We start from the raw sequence: 19289 nt of genomic DNA on the forward strand, positions 1-19289 counted from the left end.
AAGGGATGCTTTTTAATGAAACCACAAACTCCTTTACTTGCAGTTGACGGGATTGTTGTTTACAAAAAAGGAATTATTCTTATTAAAAGAAAAAACAAACCAAAGGGATTTGCTTTGCCCGGAGGATTTGTTGATATTGGGGAAACAGTTGAAAATGCGGTGAAAAGAGAAGTTTTTGAAGAAACTGGAGTAAAGGTTGAAATTGAAAGGCTTTTTAATGTTTACTCAGATCCTTTTCGGGATGAAAGGGGGCATTGTGTAAGTATTGTTTTTGTATGCAAACCCCTGGATGAAAACTTTCTTCCCGTTGGAGGAGACGATGCAGCCAAAGCAATTGTCTTTGATTTAAAAAACCTTCCTTCAAATCTTTGCTTTGACCATAAAAAAATAATTTCAGATTTTATCAAAGGTAATTAAATGAAAGATTTTAACCAGGAATGGGTTGAGTTTTTAAAAAAAGTATTTTTAGAAATCAATATAAATTTAACTGATACTCAAACCTCCCAATTCCAGATTTACGCCAAAGAACTGGTGTTTTGGAATAAAAAAAAGAATTTAACTTCAATTTCAAACCCAAAAGACATTGCAGTTCTTCATTTTGTAGACAGCGGTTTTGTACTTCCCTTTATAAAAGATAAAAACAAAAAAATTGTAGATTTTGGTACAGGAGGGGGATTTCCTGGCCTGGTTCTTAAAATTTTAGATCCAGATCTTGATCTTACCCTGATTGATTCCTCAGGTAAAAAAATAAGCTTTCTTAAATTTATCGCAAGAGAACTTGGATTTAATGATATAAGCTGCATCAATCAAAGGGGTGAAGCTTTTTCTTCTAAGAATAAAAATCTGTTTGGATACAGCGTTTCAAGGGCATTTACTGCTATTGAGCTTTTTTATGAAATCATGCTTCCCTGTCTTGAAAAAACAGGGGTTTGTATAGCGATGAAAGGGCCTGATACTGAAAAAGAAATAAATGATTTTCACAAAAAGTCTTTCATATATAATGATAAAGTTTTTTCAGGAAAAGATGTTTTAATGGATATCCATGAATACAGACTTCCTGTTCTTGATCATCAAAGAAAAATCATATCCTTGACACATTCTGCAATTGTGAAATAAACTTAAAGGATTTAACAAAATGACACTTATTTTATTCGGAGGAATATATGGATTATAAAGATACGCTTAATCTCCCTAAAACAGGTTTTCCTATGAAGGCAAGCCTGATTGCCAAGGAACCCAAACAGCTTGAAGAATGGGAAAAAATAAATCTCTACAAAAAAATCAGGGAAAAATCAAAAGGACGGGAAAAATTTATTCTCCATGATGGTCCTCCTTATGCCAATGGAAATATTCATATTGGAACCGCACTTAATAAAATTTTAAAAGATATGATTATCCGTTCCAGACAAATGGCTGGTTTTGATGCTCCCTATGTACCGGGCTGGGACTGCCACGGGCTTCCAATTGAACATAATGTGGATAAAAAGCTGGGTTCTAAAAAGAAAGATATGTCTGCTTCACAGGTAAGGGATGAGTGCAGAAAATACGCAGACAGATTTATTGAAATTCAAAAGGATGAGTTTAAAAGACTTGGAGTAATGGGAGAATGGGACAACCCATATCTTACAATGAATTATGAATATGAAGCCAGAATTGCAAGAGAGTGTATGCAATTTAGAATTGACGGCGGATTATATAAAGGTAAAAAACCTATTCACTGGTGTTGTAATTGTAAAACAGCCCTTGCAGAAGCAGAAATTGAACATAAGGATAATAACTCTCCTTCAATTTATGTTAAATTCAAAGCTATTGATAATTTAGATATGAAAGAGTTTGAAGGAAAAGAAGTTTTTGCAATTATATGGACAACAACTCCCTGGACAATTCCAGCTAACCTTGGAATTTGTGTTCATCCTGACTTTATTTATCAAGCTATTCAGGGCAAGAATGAAAATGAAGTTTATATTGTAGCAAAAGAGCTTTCTGAAAATCTTTGTGAAAAATTTGGAATTGATTATAAGCCTTTAAAAGAATTTGAAGGCAGTGAAATTGAAAATAAAAAATGTCTTCATCCTTTTTATGACAAAGAATCCTTGGTTGTTTTGGGAGACCATGTAACTTTGGAAACAGGTACAGGACTTGTTCATACATCACCGGGCCATGGTGCAGATGACTTTATTGTTGGACAAAAATACGGACTTGATGTGTTTGCTCCAGTAAAAGACAATGGAACTTTTACAAAAGAAGCAGGTGAAGATCTTGAAGGTCTTTTTGTTTTTAAAGCCAATGAAGTTATAAATGAAAAACTTGATAAACTGGGAATGCTTGTTTTAAAAGAAGATTTATCCCATTCATATCCCCATTGCTGGAGATGTAAAAGACCTGTTATTTTCAGAGCTACTCCCCAATGGTTTATATCCATGGAAACCAATGATTTAAGGAAAAGAGCTCTTGAAGAAATTGATCAGGTAAACTGGATTCCTAAATGGGGTCGTGACAGAATTTATAATATGATAGAAAACAGACCTGATTGGTGTGTTTCAAGGCAAAGAGTATGGGGAGTTCCCATTCCTGTGTTTTATTGCGAAGAATGCGAAGAAACTTTTATAAACAATGAAACCCTTGAAAATATTTATTCTCTTTTCAAAAAACATGGTGCTGGAATCTGGTTTGAAAAAGAAGCAGAGTTTTTCCTTTCTAAAGATGTAAAATGCAGTAAATGTGGTTCCAGCTCTTTAAAAAAGGAAACAAATATTCTTGATGTCTGGTTTGATTCAGGAGTAAGCCATGCTGCAGTTCTTGATGAAAGAAAAGATGAGTTAAGATGGCCAGCTGATCTTTATCTTGAAGGAAGTGATCAGCATAGGGGCTGGTTTCACAGTTCTCTTTTAACTTCTGTTGCAAACTATGGAAGTGCTCCTTATAAGGCTGTTCTTACCCACGGGTTTGTTGTTGACGGAAAAGGCAAAAAAATGTCCAAATCCGTTGGTAATGTAATTGCCCCAAAAGAAGTAATAAATAAATATGGAGCTGAAATTTTAAGACTTTGGGTTTCTGCTTCAGATTATCGTGATGATATAAAAATTTCAGACAATATTTTACGCCAGCTTTCAGATGCTTATAGAAGAATAAGAAATACCTGTAGATTTTTGCTGGGCAATCTTTCTGATTTTAATCCTGATACTGAAAAAATAGATTATGAAAATCTTTCTCAGCTTGACAAATATATGCTTCACAGGCTGACTCAAGTTGTAAAACGGGTTAAAAAAGCATATGAAGAATATGAATTCCATTTGATTTATCACACTCTTTATAACTTTTGCACTGTGGAACTTTCTTCTTTTTATCTTGATATTGAAAAAGACTCCCTTTATGTGCTTGGAAAAGATTTTACCGAAAGAAAAGCTGTTCAAACTGTGATGTTTGAAATCCTTAATTCTCTTGCTTCCATGATGGCTCCAGTTCTTCCATTTACTGCAGAAGAAATTTATTCGTTTATGCCAAAAGGAGAGTACAAAGAAGAAAGTGTTCATCTTTCATCTTTTCCAAAAGTTAATTCAGATTTTCTTAATAACGAACTAAGCGAAAAATTTCAAACAATGACCAAAATAAGAGAGGTTGCCCTTAGAGCTCTTGAAGAAGCAAGAATTAAAAAAATCATAGGTCATCCCCTTGATGCAGGAATTAATCTTTTTGCCTCAGGTAAAACCCTTGAAGCTATGAATTGGTATAAAGGAGATTTAAGCGAGTTTTTTATTGTTTCTCAATCTAGTCTTTCAGATATAAAAGACAAAACAGAAGATTCAATATCAAGCGAAGAATTGGAAGATTTCTTTGTAAGTGTTTACAAGGCAAAGGGTGAAAAATGTGCAAGGTGCTGGCATTATAGCGAAACAACTAATAAAGACAGCCAATACAGCGATGCCTGCGAAAGATGTGTGAAAGTTTTAAAAGTAATCAGCTGAAATAAAAATTAAAATTGTTTATAAACCCTTGTGTCTAAATATTTAGTTTATTCACAGGGGTTTTCATTGTTTAATTAAATCACACCCCTAGATACGGTTTAAAATAAATGGATCACAGACTAAGATTTGTTCTCATAGTTTTGATTGGAGTTTTATTTGATCAGGCTTCTAAGATTATTGTAGTAGAGTATATTCCCCTATTTCAAAGTATTGAAATTATTCCAGGTTTTTTTGATCTCACCCACCTTAGAAACCCTGGAGGTGCTTTTGGGTTTTTTGCAGATAAATCTCAAAATATAAGAGTATTTGTATTTGTTTTCATGGCTTTTATCGCTCTTTTTTTAATTTTATGGTTTTATAAAACAACGGATAAAAACCTTAAATGGCTTAGAATTTCATACTCAATGATATTTGCAGGAGCAGTGGGAAATCTAATTGACAGAATAAAGTTTGGATATGTAGTGGATTTTTTAGATATTTATATTAAAGACATGCATTGGCCTGCTTTTAATATAGCCGACTCATTTATCTCCATTGGAATGTGTATCATAGTTTATCATGTACTTTTCAATAAAATTCCTGATTTTTAAATTATAACTGGTAAAATAAGAGGAAAGTAAAATGCATCCTGTTTTTTTTGAATTCAAATCCTTTGTTATTCATACATACGGAATAATGGCCGCTCTAGGATTTCTTTTTGCCATTATGGTTTCAGGTTTTCTTGCTAAAAAAGAAAATATCAAAAAAAATGAAATTTCAGATCTTGCTGTTTATATTATTTTATCTGCAATTATTGGTGCAAGAGTGTTTTATTTTTTTGTGGAACCTGAATATTTTTTAAAAAATCCAATAGAAATATTTAAAATATGGAAAGGCGGTCTGGTTTTTTATGGAGGCTTTGTTTTTGGACTGTTGGGAGCTTTTATTTTTATAAAAAAAAGGAAGCTTCCCTTTGGAAAAACTGCTGATATAATTGCTCCTGCCCTTGCTTTAGGACATGGAATAGGCAGGATAGGCTGTTTTTTTGCAGGTTGCTGTTATGGAAGACCAACTGAGCTTCCCATAGGAATAGTTTTTAAAAACCCGGAAGCTTTGGCCCCTTTAAATCTAAGTCTTCATCCTGTTCAAATTTATTCTGTTCTTTCAAATTTCTTTCTTTTTGCTGTTCTTATTTTCTTCTATAAAAGAAAAAAAAATGATGGGGATGTTTTCCTTTTATATCTTTTTTTGTATGGAATATTAAGAATGATAATAGAATATTTCAGGGGAGATAACAGGGGGGAATTTATTTTAGGCGTTTTTTCCTTATCTCAATTTATTGGGTTTTTGGCTGTTATCTCTGCTGTTTTGATTTATTTGTTTAAAATTATGAAACATAAGACTTTGGAAAAATGAGTGAAATAAATTTCTTTGATCTGAAAAAAAAAATTAAAACCTTAAACAACTCTGGTCTTTTTTATATTTACGGTGATTTATACCTGTGTGATCAGGCCAAAAAAACAATAATTGAATTTTTGCTTTCATCTCAAAACAATCAGTTTTCTGTTGAAGAATACGATGGGAATTTTAAAAGCATAGATGAAGTTTGTGAAAGTGTGTTTACCTATTCCTTTTTTTCGGATCAAAAAATAATTGTGTATGAAAATCCTTCTTTTTTTGAAAAAGCTCCTGAACCTAAAAACTCCCTTGAAAAAATCAAAAAGAATTACATTCAAAACAGGCTTGATTTAAGTGCTTCAGGACTGATTAGAATGTTTTCAGAAGATCCAGGTGATGATGACTCTTTCTATGACGAGCTTGGAGATAAAATTAAAAATGAATTTTTAAAGGAAGAAACTGATAATTCATGGATTGATCAGATAATTGCCTATGCAAAAGAAAATAAAGTAAAGATAAGCAGTAAAAAACAAGAAAATGATTTGTTTTTAGAATGGCTTGAAAAAGATTTTCCCGAAAACAATTATCTTATAATTCTATCTTCAAAAACAGATAAAAGAAGTAGAATTTATAAAAAGCTTGATAAAAAAGGTGAAATAATTAATTGTCTTCTTCCTTCGGGGCAAAGAAAAGCTGACAAGGATAAAAGAGATGCAGCAGCAAGAGAAATTGTATTAGCAGAGCTTGAAAAAGCAGGAAAAAATTTAACAATCAACAATAATACTTTGAATTTATTGCTTGATTATTCAGGGGATGACTTGAGAACTCTTGTAAAAAATTTAAATCAGGTAATTGTTTATTCGGGTAACAAAAACAATATCAATACTGAAGATCTTAAAAAAGTGTTGGAAAGAACAAGGGAAGACCCTATTTTTGCTTTTACAGGTGCTGTCAGTGAAAGAAAAATTGAAGATTCTCTTTTTTATATGTATTCTCTTATTTCCAATGGCTTTCATCCCCTGCAGATCCTTTCAGCCTTATACAATCAATTTTCAAACCTTCTTCTTGCATCAGAATTTTTAAATTCTCATTCACCGGGTTATTTGCCAACTATGAATTTTAATGTTTTTTTATCTGCAATAGCTCCGCAAATAGAAAATTATGAAAATAGTTTTTTAAAAAAAATTGAAGACTTAAGCTTAAAAAAATCCAAGGATAAAAAATATTTAATATCAAATGGGAAAAAAATTTCATATCCTGTTTTTTTTCTTTTAAAACATGCTTCTAATTTTAAAATAGGAGAGCTTAAAAAAGCATTAATTGAGCTTGGTGAGATTGATAATTCAATAAAAAACGGAGCAGAACCAATTAAAATAATTGAAAGTTTTCTTTTCAGATATATAAGGTAATGGATTTAAAAAATCATTGGTTAGCAACTCATTATTTTTTGGTTGGACTATGCAATTTAAGTTTTGTGCTAATCTTTTTTTGATTTTAAATCCTTGCTAAGTTTTTCAAACAAAAGTTTTTGTTTTTCCTTTTGTTTCTTTTGAAATTCCTCAATTTCTTTTGTTTTATTTTTTTGTTTTTCCTGAAAATGTTTAAGTTCATTGTCAAGTTTTGGAGGCTGTTTTTCCCTTGGGATCTCTTCAATTAAAGTGTGATCAATTAAACAGATCTTAAAATTACGATCTTTTTCAATTAAATTAATTATATTTTTTTCTTCAAGTTTTCTTAAGACAAAGAGAGTTTCCTCCTGGGAAACATTTAAAAGTTCTGAAACTTCTTTAACAGAAGGTGGAAGTTTATTGTTTTTGTATTCAATGACCCTGGAAGCTGATATGAGAAGAAGAGCTTTATTATATAGGGACATGTTTTTCATTTATATTGGCTCCGTGTTTTTTTAGTTAACTTGACATAATAATTAAGTGAGAGTATCAATTCTCTTAAAAAAAAGTCAAATCTAAAGATTAAATTAAAGTAAATACTAATTTACTTAAAGCAATATCTGGCTGGATTTTAATCTTGGCTGAATTTAGGCAGAAAAATTTTATTCCAGATCTATATAAAAATCAATCAGGAGGGGAAGATGACTGAAATTATTGATATCAACTCAAGAGAAATTCTTGATTCCAGAGGAAATCCAACCGTTGAAGTTGATATTCTTCTTGAATCCGGAGCCTTTGGACGGGCTTCGGTTCCTTCAGGGGCTTCAACTGGAGCAAGAGAAGCTCTTGAGCTAAGGGACAAAAATGAAAATTATTATCTTGGCAAAGGGGTGGTTAAAGCAGTTGACAATGTAAACGGACCTATTGCAGAAGCTATTATAGGGCTTGATGCTTCTGAACAAAGAACCCTTGACAAGGTACTTATTGAACTTGATGGAACAGAGAACAAATCAAAGTTTGGTGCAAATGCTCTTCTTGGTGTTTCAATGGCTGCTGCAAGGGCTGCTGCACAGGCACACGGGCTGCCTCTTTATAAATATATAGGCGGAATCACAGCTTATACTCTTCCCGTTCCCATGATGAATATAATAAATGGCGGAGCTCATGCGGCAAACAACCTTGATATTCAGGAATTTATGATAATGCCTGTTAATGCTTCCTCTTTTAAGGATGCCCTTAGAATGGGAACAGAAGTATTTCACCATCTTAAAAAGATTTTAAAATCAAAAAATTACAATACTGCTGTTGGTGATGAAGGGGGATTTGCTCCAAACCTTGGTTCAAACAGGGAAGCTCTTGAACTTATTTCAGAAGCTGTTTCAAAGGCAGGATACAATTTAGGTAAAGATATTCTTCTTGCATTAGATTGTGCTGCAAGTGAGTTTCTTAAAGATGGAAAGTATAATTTAGAAGGTGAAGGTAAAATCTTGTCTTCTAAAGAACTGGTTGACTATTATCAAGGACTGGTAAACGATTTTCCAATTATTTCTATTGAAGACGGTCTTGCTGAAGATGATTGGGAAGGGTGGTCACTTTTGACCCAAAAGATTGGTGAAAAAATTCAGCTTGTTGGAGATGATCTTTTTGTAACAAATCCAAAAGTTCTTGAAAGAGGAATTAAGGAAAAGGTTGCAAATTCAATTCTTATCAAGGTTAACCAAATTGGAACACTTTCTGAAACCCTAGACGCTGTTGCCATGGCTAAAAAAGCAGGCTATACAACAGTGATTTCCCATAGAAGCGGTGAAACTGAAGATTCTTTTATTGCAGATCTTGCAGTTGGTCTTTCAGGAATGCAGATAAAAACAGGCTCTCTTTCAAGAAGTGACAGAGTTGCAAAATATAACCAGCTTTTAAGAATTGAAGAAGAACTTGGAAATCAGGCTGTTTATCCAGGAAATATTTTTATTTAATTTAAACCAAGAACTGCGGCAGGATTGAATCCTGCTGCATCAGAAATTTGTTTAATATGAAAAAAGTAAAACACATTGTTTTATTGCTTGTTTTTTGTTTGTTTATCAGCCCCAATGTTTATGCCTTTGTTCCTGATGCCCCGAACCTGATTAATTATATGCTCAGGCAAAAAGGAAGGTGCAGCTCATATTTCAGTGCTGTAAATTCAGACATATTTTCCTTTGGCGGTTCAAACATTTCTGAAACAAAAATAGATCTTTTTTATTCTTGTTCAGGTGATTTCAGGGCAGATTGGATAACAAGTGTTAAAATGCTTTATATTGAATCTTTAACAGGATCCCTGACTTTATTTGGAGAAGAGATAGTTTCTGAAGACCCTTCGAAATATTTTCTTTTCAAAGATATTTTCTGGCTTTATGATTATGAAAGTTTAATGGGTTTGCTTGGAAAAAGGGGTTGTGAACTTTCAGAGGTCAGGCTTGACAAGATTGACGGTAAAATTTGTTATGTTGTTGGCAAAGTAAATGAAAATTCAATTAAAGATCAGGCTGAACTCTGGATAGACAAGGAGACTTTTCTTCCTTATTATTATAATCTTGTTTTTGAGGGTAAAAGCTGCTCATTTAAGTTCAAGCAATATTTCAAGACTAGCGGGTTGTTCTATCCAAAAACAACAGAGATTTTTATCAACAATGAATTAACCAGGAAAATTGATGTTAAGTATTTGAAGTCTTCTTTTAAACCAAATTCAAATAGTTTTTTCAATTTGGATAAGATTAAAAAATTATACAAAAAATCTGACTCAGGTTTTGGAGATGATTTCCCCTGGAAAAGCGATTCCATTGATAAAATTTTTGAATAGTTATAAGGACAATCAACTGGAAACTCAGGAATATCTGTTCCTGGATTTATAAACTTCTAAATTTTTAATAATTCAAATTATAAGGCAGGTTATGGCTGGAAATTCAAATAAATATATTTTTGTTACAGGGGGTGTTCTTTCATCCCTTGGCAAAGGTCTGGCTTCAGCAGCAATAGGAGCTCTTCTCGAAAACAGAGGACTTAAGGTTACAATTCAAAAACTTGACCCCTATATTAATGTTGATCCTGGAACCATGAATCCCTTTGAGCATGGAGAGGTTTTTGTTACAGATGACGGAGCAGAAACAGACCTTGATCTTGGTCATTATGAAAGATTTATATCCTCAAGACTTACAAGAAACAACAACTTTACCACGGGTAAAATTTATAATTCAGTTATAAAAAAGGAAAGAAGAGGAGAGTATCTTGGAGGTACTGTTCAGGTAATTCCCCATATAACTGATGAAATAAAAGCATGTATAAAAAAGGTTGGTGATAATGTTGATGTTTCCATAGTGGAAATTGGCGGAACCATTGGAGATATAGAATCCCTTCCTTTTCTTGAAGCAATAAGGCAGATGAGATCTGATGTTGGAAAAGAAAATGTATTATATCTTCATCTTACTCTTGTGCCCTTTATTAAAACATCTGGAGAGCTTAAGACCAAACCTACCCAGCACAGTGTAAAAGAACTCAGAAGCATAGGAATTCAGCCAGACATTCTTTTATGCAGAACAGAAAAATATCTTACAGATGATTTAAAAAAGAAAATTGCACTTTTTTGCAATCTTAGCCAGGATCATGTAATTACAGCTATTGACGTTGATTGTATTTATGATGTTCCAGTTGTATATAATCGTCAGGGACTTGACGATAAGATTCTTTCCCACTTAAATCTCTGGGCTCGTGCTCCTAAACTTGAAAACTGGGAGCAGCTAATTTACAGATTTAAAAACCCAAAAGATGAAGTGACAATTAAAATTGTCGGTAAATATACAGATCTTACAGAATCATATAAAAGTTTAAATGAAGCTCTTATTCATTCAGGGATAGAAAACAATCTAAGGGTTAATTTTGATTTTGTTGATTCTGAAACAATAAGATCTGGAAATGTATCTGAAAAGCTTTCAGGAAGTGATGGGATTCTTGTTCCCGGCGGTTTTGGATTTAGAGGTGTTGATGGTAAAATAGAAGCAGTACGCTTTGCCAGGGAAAACAAAATTCCTTTTTTTGGAATTTGTCTTGGAATGCAGGTTGCTGTAATTGAATTTGCAAGAAATGTTGCTGGTATTATCAATGCAAACTCTACTGAATTTGATGAAAAAACCAAAGATCCAGTTATTTATCTTATGAAAAAATGGTTTAATGAAAAAGAGGGTATAAAAGAGTTCAGGGATGAAAATTCAGACAAAGGCGGAACAATGCGCCTTGGTGCCTATCCATGTATAGTTGAAAAAAACACCAAAGCTTATGAAGCGTATCAAAGGACTGAAATTTCTGAAAGACATAGGCATAGGTTTGAATTTAACAATGAATATCTAAAGCCTTTAAAAGAAAAAGGTCTTATTATAAGCGGGATGTCTCCTGATAAGGAATTGGTTGAAATGGTGGAAATAAAAGATCATCCTTGGTTTGTGGGATGCCAGTTTCATCCTGAATTCAAGTCCAGACCAATGGATTGTCATCCTCTTTTCAGGGATTTTATCAAATATTCATATAAGTATAAAAACTCTAAAAAATAAGCTTGTAAAATTTAATAATTGCAATAAAAAAAGCTCTGAATAATTCAGAGCTTTTTTATTTTGAATACTGATTTTTCAATGCTTTTTTAGTAAACGCTCAAGAAATCCTTGCAGGCCTTCTTAACTGTTTACTTTTGATTTGATAACATCAAAACCTAATTTGTTAATTGCACCTTCTATTTTTTCAATTGACACTAGATCTTCGTCAAAATCCAGTTTTACTTTGCTGGAGTTGAATAATATTTTTGCTGTATCTTGGTTTACACCGCCTAAAGATTTAAGTGCACCTTCAATTTTTTGAACACATGATGGACATGTTAAAGTTTCTAATTGAATTGTTGCTGATTTCATATTATTACCTCCTCCTGTTGTTTTTTATTGTAGTTTTCAAAGTTTTTATCTGACTGCTATATTACCCCATTTCACCTGATAAAGCTTTGACTTAGATCAAAAGTTTTTTATTTTAGATTATAACGTAATAATCTCATACCATTTAAGACAACAACCAAGATACTGGCTTCGTGCACTAACATGCCAATTGACATATTTACCCAATCACTAAATAATACGCCTGCTAATAAGACTAATACAACACCTAGGGCAATAAAAATATTTTGCTTCATGTTTCTAGCCGTAGCTTTTGTTAATCCAAGTGCGTGTGGTAAATGACTAAAATCTGAATTCATTAAAACAACATCTGATGTTTCAATAGCTACGTCTGTGCCACTTCCCATAGCTATACCAATATTTGCCAAAGCTAGTGAGGGGCTGTCATTAACACCATCACCAACAAAAGCAACTATTTGGCCTTGTTCTTCAATTAATGTCTTTATATACGCTGATTTGTCTTCAGGCAACATGTTCCCATGGGCTTTTGTTAAGCCTATCTCACGGCTAACCACGTCAACTGTTCCCTGGTTGTCGCCCGATAACATAACAAGATTTTTCACTCCTAATTTCTTTAGTTTTAACAGAACCTCTTTAACGCCTGGACGTATCTGGTCACGAATACCCATTAAAATTTTTAGTTTTCCATCAACTGAAGTTAATACAAGTGAGTTCCCATTTTTTTCGAAACGAGTTAGATCGGCTTTTGTTTTTTCATTTAGTTCAACATTTTCCCTTTCCATTAAGGCAGCATTACCAACAGCTATTCTGTGCCCACTGACACTAGCTACAATTCCGCCGCCTTTTACAACCTCTGTATTTTCAACTGGTGAGAATGTCGTTTCACCAATTTCCTCTAGTACTGCTTTTGCTAATGGGTGACCTGATTCTCTTTCAACACTTGCAAGGTATCCTAATGCTTCATCAATCTTATCTCCATAATATTCTTTTTCTGCAACCGATGGATTGCCTAGAGTCAGTGTTCCAGTTTTATCGAATACCATTGTATCCAACTTGCTGAAATCACTAATTACTTCACTACCTTTTAGTAATACCCCATTACGTGCTCCATTCCCTATACCAGCAACATTAGATACTGGTACACCAATAACTAAAGCACCTGGACAACCTAGAACCAGAATAATAATTGCTAGTTCAAAATTTTGTGAGAATAACCATACTATAAAGGACAGGACAAGAACTCCTGGTGTATAATATTTCGAGAACCGATCTATGAAACGTTCTGCTTCTGATTTTGAGTCTTGTGCCTCTTCTACCAGTTCAATGATTTTACCAAAGGTTGTATCTTCGCCTACGCGGTCAGCAACAATTTGAAGAGTTCCATTATCCAGGATTGTACCAGCAAATACATTTGAACCCTTTTCCTTTCCAATGGGAATAGATTCTCCTGTAATACTTGCCTCATTAATACTACCTTCACCAATTAAAACTGTACCATCAACAGGAACCTTTGCACCAGTTTTAACAAGTAAAACATCTCCTATGTTAACTTCATCCACTTCAACTTCTACAAACTCTCCATTTTCCATTTGCTTTAGTGCACTCTCTGGGGCCATTTCTGTTAATTCCTTTATGGCAGAGCGGGTTTTGTTTAAGGTGCGTTGCTCTAAAAAGGCACCGAATAAGAATAAAAATGTAACAATTGCCGCCTCTTCATAATTTCGAATTAAAAATGCACCAAAAACTGCGATTGTAACTAAAACATCAATACTAACCACTTTTACTCTTAAAGCTTGATATGCTTGAATAGCAATAGGCGCTACACCTAAGATGGATGCAACAATTAATGACCAGTTAAAGATGGTCATATTATCGATTGTCCATTTGCTTGAAAATCCAACGACAATCAAAAGACCACCAATTAATGCAATCTTATTTTTACTGTTTAAAATATACCGTTGCATGTCTTCACCATTTTTTTATTGTTTTTTGTTTTACGATTTTAGAGCAGTTTAATAATAAAATCCACAATGCTGTTCAATGTTATATTTTTATTGCACAATTTTCTCTATCTTTGAAGGTGTAGATTTTTTTAAAAATTCCCCTAAAACGGCCCAAAATACCAGATGTATCTACATGATTTCAAGAAAGAGACGAGTTTATATAACTGCTGTGCTTAGAAAATAATCCTTGAGTTTTGAGTTCAAAATGAGTGGATTCGTTTTGAACGGGAATCCACTCATTAATTCGTTGTTTTTTTAAATCAATTTTGATCTATAATTTGTAAATTAAATTTTTTTATAAAGGCCAAGTACTTTTTCCTTGGTCATTATTTTTTTCCAGTCTTTACCAAGGGCATTTTCCCAAAGAGGATCAAGGCCAAGACAGATTTCAGCCATCTGGTCAAATTGTTCGCTGGTAAGATTTTTAGTTATATTGACTGGAAGCTCGATTTTATGCTTATCCATCATTTTTTTAAACTTTTCAACACCTTCAGGATAAAATTCTCCAAGCTGATTGAATGCAAGACAATTGCCTATTCCGTGCTTTACACCAAGAACAAAGGCAAGGCCATATGAAAGTGCATGACAGGCTCCAACCTGGGAGTAAGCAATTGACATTCCTCCAAAATAAGAAGCCATCATCAGCTTGTCGTCTGAATCTGGATGATCTTCCAAAAATACCTGTTCGCAAAGAGCCTGGGATTTTTCTCCAAAAGCCCTTGCAAATTCATTTATAAAGGTCCCTTTAAGAGCTTCTATATTGTGGATAAAGCAATCCATTCCTGTATAAAACCATTGATCTTTTGGAATGTTTTTAATCAGTTCAGGATCAAGAACCATTTGATCATAAACTGTATGATCAGAGTTAAGACCAAGTTTTCTTACAGGGCCTGTTAAAACGCAAGTTCTTGATACCTCAGCACCTGTTCCGGAAAGAGTGGGGATTCCAACTTTATAGACTCCTGGTTTTTTAATCAGATCCCAGCCCTGATATTCATGGGACTTTCCTTCGTTTGTAAGCATAAGGGAGACGGCTTTGGCAACATCCATTGTACTTCCTCCGCCTATACCTATGATTCCATCGGGGAAATTATCCGAATCTGAAATTAATTTATCTCTTAATTTGTCTACATCTGAAGTTGTGGGTTCATAGGTTACATCAATGAAAATCAATTCGTCATTACCTTGGAGAGGTATTCTTTTTTCAAGGTCTTTTCCTTTGAAGAAATGATCAACCAGAAAAACCATTTTTTTGGAACCAGTTCTTTTTTCTTTTAAAATATCGGCCAATTGATCAAAGCATCCGCGGCCAAAAACCACTCTTGATACTTGTTTGAAATTTCTATGCATTATGCTTTCCTTAAATTTAAATGTTTACGCTTTTTTTCAATGCTTCAACTCTTTTTTCCATTTCTTCTTCAGTCCAGCTAAGTTTTATCAGCATTGACAAGGTTCTTTTCATTATTTCATCAGATTTTTTAATATTTATTGTTTCAGGGTTAAAAAATTCTGAAAACTCAGTTTTGTACAAACTAACCTTTTCTTTGAAATGATCCCATTTTCTAAGATAATGCCAATTATTATCATACCAGTAAAATGTACCGTCTGCTTTGTTTTTGTTAAGATTTTCCAAGATTTTTCTAGCAGCATTTTCGTCTTCAGTAAAAAAAGAGAGGAAACCTCCATTATCTCCTTTTTCATCGATAATTTGTCTAAGCTCAATGTTTTTTAAATCTTTAAGTTCGTTTTTAAGAATTTGTTTGTTTTTTCTTTGAATGGAAATTATTTCATCAAATCTTTCAAGCTGGGCAACCCCAACAGCTGCATTAAGTTCGCTTATTCTGAAGTTAAGCCCTGGGAAAGGGTGGTTTTCTTTTCCTCTGTCATTGCCGATATGATCATGACCATGATCAGAAAATGCGTGTGCATTTTCATAAAGCTCTTTTTTGTTTGTAACAACAGCCCCGCCTTCTCCGCAGGTTATTGTTTTAACAAAATCAAATGAAAAACAGCCCATGTCTCCAAATGTTCCTGCATAAACATTGTTTATTGAGGCTCCAATTGCCTGACATGCATCTTCAATAAGAATCAGGGAGTTTTTCTCACAAATATTTTTTATTTTATTAATATCTGCCATTGCTCCGCACATGTGGACAGGCATGATTGCTTTTGTTTTTTTGGTGATTTTAGATTCAAGAAGATCAGGATCAAGACAAAGGGTTTTGTCAATATCTGAAAAAACAGGCATAGCTCCGGCTGCAATTATTGCTTCAATTGTTGCAACAAAAGTGAAAGGAGGAACAATAACCTCATCTCCTTTGCCAATCCCACATGAGGCAAGAGCTATTGAAAGGGCTGCTGTTCCGCTTGAGCATAAATGGGTAAAATCAACGTTTAGTTTTGATGATAGTTTTTCTTCAAATTCTTTTGCTTTCCAGTGTCCGTTTCTCATTGAATCAAAATTGTAACGCATGAGAATTCCTGATTCCAGGACATCTGAAACATGTTTTTTTTCTAGGTCTCCGAATAACTCAAAGCCAGGCATTTGGCCTCCTTAATTTATATTTAGAAAAGGTGACTAAAATAATTTGCTATTAATTTTCTTGCAAATTCAGATGACTTGGTTCCTATAAACTGACCATGGCCAATTAACACAGAAAAAACAATTGCTTTTTGTGAATCATTGTCTATTGCATAGCCTGAAAACCAATCATATTTAACTTCTTTAGAATAATCAGAAATTGAGCCGGTCTTTCCTCCTATAATTATATTTTTCATGGTTTTGCCATTTCTATAAGCATTAAATGAGTTTTTTGCTGTACCGGCTTTTACTGTTCTTTCCATCATTTCTGCTAATTTTTTTGATGTTGATTCATTTATAATTTTTTCCTTGATAGAGGAAATATTTTCATATCTTGTATTTTGGCCATCATCTATTATCTTTTCAACAAGCAAAGGATTTATAAAAAAACCTTTATTAGTTATGGGCATACTTAAAAAAGCTGAATGGAGAACAGAAATTTTGGTTGAATTATTATACCCTGATGCTATTTCAGCCCAATTGTACTTTTTATCACTTATATTTACAACCCCGGTAGTTAATGGAATTTCTGTATCTGCTTCTTTGTTTAAAAGGAAATCGCTTGAAAATTTTATAAGATTGTCTTTTTTAAGTTCAAAAAAACCAATTTTTCCAAACACAGGATTTACAGACTGGGCAAAAGCATCTTTAAGTTTTATATAATTTGTATATTTAGTTGTTGAATTTGAAAGCTGCTTTTTATAAAGAGTATACTTTCCCCCGTTAAAAGCCATTTTCTGATTTGGGGTATAGTTTTTTGTTTCAATCACAGCAGCCGAGGATATTATTTTAAAAAGACTGGCAGCCGGGTATAAAGTTTTTGTACATGGAGAAATATTTTCTGAAGTTTCAAAATTGTATCCCTTTAGGCCAAGTACTTTTCCTGAATATGCATCTGCAATGGCAAAGCATATTATTTTAGGAGCCCCATGACCACAGTTTAAAGCGGCTTGAATTTCCATCTCAAGATAATTTTGAAGATTTTCATTTATAGAAGTATGAAAAACAATAGTTTCGTTTTTTAGCTTTGAAACAAAGTATTTTTTTGTAAATTCTGACTCAGGGATGTCTGTTAATATTTCTCTTATTTCAGTTTTTGAAATTAATTTTGGTTCAAAAACAGGAGAGTCAACTTTTTTGCTGCTGAGTTTGAAAATTGAAAATATTGATAAAAACAAAAAAACCATTAAAAAAACAAATTTAAATATTTTTTTTAAATTTGTTTTTTTTGTTTTTTTCTTATCAAAACGATTTCTTTTACCTTTATCAATATAATCGTACATTTAAATGCTTTAAACAACCTTTTGGCTACTTTGAAATTGATTTTAAATCCCTTAAATCAAATATTGTTTCATATCCTTCTTCATTTGAAACTCCTACTCTTTGTTTAAGGGGGAGATGTTTTGTAACAACTCCAGGCCCATTTGGTGTTTCCACTTCTTTGCCTAATTCAGGAAGTTTGTTGTGTAAATATTTGTATGTATCATTTTCATAGTGAAGGCAACACATAAGTCTGCCGCAGACTCCAGAAATTTTTGTGGGATTGAGAGACAAACCCTGAACCTTTGCCATTTTGATTGAAATGGGTTCAAAGTTTTCAAGATATGATGAGCAGCAGATCTCTCTTCCGCATCTTCCAACACCTCCGCAAAGTTTTGCTCTGTGTCTTATTCCAACCTGCCTCATTTCAATTCTTATATGATATTCTCTTACAAGTATCTTGACAAGTTCTCTAAAGTCAACACGACCGTCGGCTGTGAAGAAAAAAGTTAGCTTTTTTGCATCAAAGGTGCTTTCAACCTTAAAAAGGTTCATTTCCAAGCCTAGTTTGATTACCTGGGTTGAACAAAAGTCAAAAGCTGTTTTTTCATGTTGATTGTTTTTTTCAATGAGTTTTTTATCTTCATCTGTAACAATTCTTAATACAGATTTTATTTCCTGTTCATCAGGATCCAATGTCCTGGGTGAAGGAGGGTGAATAACCCTTGCCACACCAAGACCTTGTTCTGTTTCAACAACAACAAGGTTTCCCGGTTCAAGCTCTTTAATTTGAGTTTCAAAATCATATATTTTACCGGCGGGCTTAAATCTTACTCCGGTTATTATTATTTCATTTTTATTCATTTATTGCTGCCTGAATTTTTAAAAGTGATGATTTGATTAAAATTTTTGTATTAACGTTTCCTTTAAGTCTTGATTGAGCTAGATAAATTGTTTCAATAATTTTATCTAAAGTTTTATTGTCAAATTTTTTATTGTTTTCTGCAATCAAAATCTTGGATTCATCAAAATAAACTTTATCTTCTAAATATTTCCCTGCAATGAGATCTCTGAAAAACACCAGCATATAGGTGAAAAAAGATTCTATTGTTTTTTTCCCTGAGATTAATTCTCCTGCCAGAAATATCATATTAAAGTTTTCAAAATTATCTTCTAAAAGTTTTTTAAAAATATTTGAACATAATTCAAAGTTCTTTTGTGAAATTCCAGACTCATTTTTAATCTGCTCTGATGAATAAAGATCTTTTTTTTCTAAATCATCTAAGTCAGTTAGATTGAATCTGAAAACCTGACATCTTGACCTTATGGTTTTAAGAACACTAGATGAGTCCGGAGCCGTAAGCACAAAATGGGTGGCTGCAGGAGGTTCTTCCATCATTTTTAAAAGGGCATTTCCTGATTGAAGATTTAACAAAGATGCGTCTTTAATATAAACTATTCTTTTTTCAGCTTCATAAGGTCTGAACGAAAGAGAGGCTTTAAGATTTCTGATCTGTTCAACCTTGATACCATTGCCCTTGGCTTCAACTATAATAAAATCAGGATGGATGTTTTCCTTGATTCGCCTGCAGTTTCTGCATTTACTGCAAAAGCTGAAAATGTTTTCTTTATTTTCAATACAATTTAGAGCCATAGAAAGATTAATAGCAAAATCTTTGTTTTTACTTTCTTTTTCCCCTGTAAAAAGCATTGAAGGGGGAATGGCCCCCTTTTTTATTATATTGTTAAAACATTCAATGATAAAATTCAATTTTTATCCATGGCATCTG

Annotated in this window: 17 protein-coding genes; 9 read left to right on the forward strand and 8 right to left on the reverse strand. The window is 33.1% G+C overall.

The genetic code is table 11. The annotated features are described in order from the left end of the window. Window positions 1-15 precede the first annotated feature (15 nt). The 6 genes from RBR53_07500 (at window position 16) to RBR53_07525 (ending at window position 6751) form a co-directional block, all read left to right on the forward strand. Entirely contained in the window at window positions 16-417 is a 402-nt protein-coding gene (locus RBR53_07500) for an NUDIX hydrolase (protein MDY0132497.1), read from the forward strand. Beyond that, window positions 418-1116: a 16S rRNA (guanine(527)-N(7))-methyltransferase RsmG gene (gene rsmG / locus RBR53_07505; GenBank protein ID MDY0132498.1), complete on the forward strand. Its 699-nt coding sequence runs from the start codon at window positions 418-420 to the stop codon at window positions 1114-1116. Window positions 1117-1163: 47 nt separating this feature from the next. Next, on the forward strand, window positions 1164-3965 hold the full coding sequence (ileS, locus tag RBR53_07510; protein ID MDY0132499.1) for an isoleucine--tRNA ligase: 2802 nt from the start codon (window positions 1164-1166) through the stop codon (window positions 3963-3965). A 107-nt stretch (window positions 3966-4072) separates the two neighbouring features. Next, window positions 4073-4555: a signal peptidase II gene (gene lspA / locus RBR53_07515; GenBank protein ID MDY0132500.1), complete on the forward strand. Its 483-nt coding sequence runs from the start codon at window positions 4073-4075 to the stop codon at window positions 4553-4555. 31 nt (window positions 4556-4586) lie between these two features. Beyond that, window positions 4587-5360, forward strand: coding sequence for a prolipoprotein diacylglyceryl transferase (gene lgt, locus RBR53_07520; protein MDY0132501.1), 774 nt, complete (start codon window positions 4587-4589; stop codon window positions 5358-5360). Further along, the gene (locus RBR53_07525; GenBank protein MDY0132502.1) at window positions 5357-6751 is read left to right on the forward strand and encodes a hypothetical protein; all 1395 of its coding nucleotides are present in this window, start codon (window positions 5357-5359) and stop codon (window positions 6749-6751) included. The genes lgt and RBR53_07525 overlap by 4 nt, the downstream gene beginning before the upstream one ends. A 68-nt stretch (window positions 6752-6819) precedes the next feature. On the opposite strand, the gene RBR53_07530 is transcribed toward RBR53_07525, so the two are convergent. Further along, on the reverse strand, window positions 6820-7224 hold the full coding sequence (locus tag RBR53_07530) for a hypothetical protein (protein ID MDY0132503.1): 405 nt from the start codon (window positions 7222-7224) through the stop codon (window positions 6820-6822). A 207-nt stretch (window positions 7225-7431) separates the two neighbouring features. On the opposite strand from RBR53_07530, the gene eno reads away from it, so the two are divergent. The 3 genes from eno (at window position 7432) to RBR53_07545 (ending at window position 11307) form a co-directional block, all read left to right on the forward strand. Further along, a complete protein-coding gene (eno, locus tag RBR53_07535) occupies window positions 7432-8703 on the forward strand; it encodes a phosphopyruvate hydratase (GenBank protein ID MDY0132504.1) in 1272 nt (423 codons plus the stop codon). 56 nt (window positions 8704-8759) lie between these two features. After that, window positions 8760-9566 (forward strand): hypothetical protein, encoded by an 807-nt coding sequence (locus RBR53_07540; protein ID MDY0132505.1) that lies wholly within the window; start codon window positions 8760-8762, stop codon window positions 9564-9566. 91 nt (window positions 9567-9657) lie between these two features. Next, the gene (locus RBR53_07545; GenBank protein MDY0132506.1) at window positions 9658-11307 is read left to right on the forward strand and encodes a CTP synthase; all 1650 of its coding nucleotides are present in this window, start codon (window positions 9658-9660) and stop codon (window positions 11305-11307) included. Between the two features lie 120 nt (window positions 11308-11427). Here the strand turns inward: RBR53_07545 and RBR53_07550 are convergent, their stop codons facing one another. From RBR53_07550 to RBR53_07580, 7 genes are all read right to left on the reverse strand, one after another. After that, window positions 11428-11658, reverse strand: coding sequence for a heavy-metal-associated domain-containing protein (locus RBR53_07550; GenBank protein MDY0132507.1), 231 nt, complete (start codon window positions 11656-11658; stop codon window positions 11428-11430). Window positions 11659-11765: 107 nt separating this feature from the next. Continuing rightward, on the reverse strand, window positions 11766-13619 hold the full coding sequence (locus tag RBR53_07555; GenBank protein ID MDY0132508.1) for a heavy metal translocating P-type ATPase: 1854 nt from the start codon (window positions 13617-13619) through the stop codon (window positions 11766-11768). Between the two features lie 324 nt (window positions 13620-13943). Continuing rightward, window positions 13944-15008, reverse strand: a complete 1065-nt coding sequence (locus tag RBR53_07560; protein ID MDY0132509.1) for an iron-containing alcohol dehydrogenase family protein — start codon at window positions 15006-15008, stop codon at window positions 13944-13946. A 16-nt stretch (window positions 15009-15024) separates the two neighbouring features. Further along, a complete protein-coding gene (locus RBR53_07565) occupies window positions 15025-16203 on the reverse strand; it encodes a DegT/DnrJ/EryC1/StrS family aminotransferase (GenBank protein ID MDY0132510.1) in 1179 nt (392 codons plus the stop codon). Between the two features lie 20 nt (window positions 16204-16223). Then, window positions 16224-17522 carry a penicillin-binding transpeptidase domain-containing protein gene (locus RBR53_07570; protein MDY0132511.1) on the reverse strand — a complete coding sequence of 433 codons (1299 nt, stop codon included), beginning with the start codon at window positions 17520-17522 and terminating at the stop codon, window positions 16224-16226. A gap of 25 nt (window positions 17523-17547) precedes the next feature. Beyond that, window positions 17548-18363 carry a regulatory iron-sulfur-containing complex subunit RicT gene (ricT, locus tag RBR53_07575; GenBank protein ID MDY0132512.1) on the reverse strand — a complete coding sequence of 272 codons (816 nt, stop codon included), beginning with the start codon at window positions 18361-18363 and terminating at the stop codon, window positions 17548-17550. Beyond that, window positions 18356-19270 carry a hypothetical protein gene (locus tag RBR53_07580; protein MDY0132513.1) on the reverse strand — a complete coding sequence of 305 codons (915 nt, stop codon included), beginning with the start codon at window positions 19268-19270 and terminating at the stop codon, window positions 18356-18358. Before RBR53_07580 ends, ricT begins: the two co-directional genes overlap by 8 nt. Window positions 19271-19289: the final 19 nt, after the last annotated feature.

It is taken from the genome of Desulforegulaceae bacterium (assembly GCA_034006035.1).
Classification (GTDB): domain Bacteria; phylum Desulfobacterota; class Desulfobacteria; order Desulfobacterales; family JACKCP01; genus JACKCP01.

What these genes read in the sequence shown, in the direction of transcription:
- RBR53_07550 (MDY0132507.1), bottom strand. Translation starts at nt 11,658, where the DNA reads ATGAAATCAGCAACAATTCAATTAGAAACTTTAACATGTCCATCATGT.
- eno (MDY0132504.1), top strand. Translation starts at nt 7,432, where the DNA reads ATGACTGAAATTATTGATATCAACTCAAGAGAAATTCTTGATTCCAGA.
- RBR53_07525 (MDY0132502.1), top strand. Translation starts at nt 5,357, where the DNA reads ATGAGTGAAATAAATTTCTTTGATCTGAAAAAAAAAATTAAAACCTTA.
- RBR53_07540 (MDY0132505.1), top strand. Translation starts at nt 8,760, where the DNA reads ATGAAAAAAGTAAAACACATTGTTTTATTGCTTGTTTTTTGTTTGTTT.
- lgt (MDY0132501.1), top strand. Translation starts at nt 4,587, where the DNA reads ATGCATCCTGTTTTTTTTGAATTCAAATCCTTTGTTATTCATACATAC.
- RBR53_07560 (MDY0132509.1), bottom strand. Translation starts at nt 15,008, where the DNA reads ATGCATAGAAATTTCAAACAAGTATCAAGAGTGGTTTTTGGCCGCGGA.
- RBR53_07565 (MDY0132510.1), bottom strand. Translation starts at nt 16,203, where the DNA reads ATGCCTGGCTTTGAGTTATTCGGAGACCTAGAAAAAAAACATGTTTCA.
- rsmG (MDY0132498.1), top strand. Translation starts at nt 418, where the DNA reads ATGAAAGATTTTAACCAGGAATGGGTTGAGTTTTTAAAAAAAGTATTT.
- lspA (MDY0132500.1), top strand. Translation starts at nt 4,073, where the DNA reads ATGGATCACAGACTAAGATTTGTTCTCATAGTTTTGATTGGAGTTTTA.
- RBR53_07570 (MDY0132511.1), bottom strand. Translation starts at nt 17,522, where the DNA reads ATGTACGATTATATTGATAAAGGTAAAAGAAATCGTTTTGATAAGAAA.
- ricT (MDY0132512.1), bottom strand. Translation starts at nt 18,363, where the DNA reads ATGAATAAAAATGAAATAATAATAACCGGAGTAAGATTTAAGCCCGCC.
- ileS (MDY0132499.1), top strand. Translation starts at nt 1,164, where the DNA reads ATGGATTATAAAGATACGCTTAATCTCCCTAAAACAGGTTTTCCTATG.
- RBR53_07555 (MDY0132508.1), bottom strand. Translation starts at nt 13,619, where the DNA reads ATGCAACGGTATATTTTAAACAGTAAAAATAAGATTGCATTAATTGGT.
- RBR53_07500 (MDY0132497.1), top strand. Translation starts at nt 16, where the DNA reads ATGAAACCACAAACTCCTTTACTTGCAGTTGACGGGATTGTTGTTTAC.
- RBR53_07530 (MDY0132503.1), bottom strand. Translation starts at nt 7,224, where the DNA reads ATGAAAAACATGTCCCTATATAATAAAGCTCTTCTTCTCATATCAGCT.
- RBR53_07545 (MDY0132506.1), top strand. Translation starts at nt 9,658, where the DNA reads ATGGCTGGAAATTCAAATAAATATATTTTTGTTACAGGGGGTGTTCTT.